Annotated in this window: 1 protein-coding gene; it reads right to left on the reverse strand. The window is 37.0% G+C overall.

Annotated features, from left to right (window positions below; all coding sequences use genetic code 11):
- The coding region (locus F1003_RS18645) for an NAD(P)H-binding protein (RefSeq protein ID WP_235898414.1) at positions 1–276 on the reverse strand (276 nt) is incomplete at both ends.

The raw sequence follows: 276 nt of genomic DNA on the forward strand, positions 1-276 counted from the left end.
GCTGGATAAATCAGTTTATGCATATTCATCAATTCTGGTAAATATGGTTTAAGTGGATCCATGTACATTGCCATTCTTACATACGTATAGTCAATGCCACTTGTTGCCAATAGACGTGCTGCATAACCAAAATAAGGACTCATATGGAATGGATTATTATGCTGATCTGCGTAATAACCTATGAAAATGATATGAGCAACGCCGCTCTGCTTTGCCGCATATACTAAATTTTCCACTTCAGGAATACGTTTGAATGATGGATGGATAATACTTGGA

The sequence above is a fragment of the Winogradskyella ouciana genome (assembly GCF_009709615.1).
GTDB classification, from domain to species: domain Bacteria; phylum Bacteroidota; class Bacteroidia; order Flavobacteriales; family Flavobacteriaceae; genus Winogradskyella; species Winogradskyella ouciana.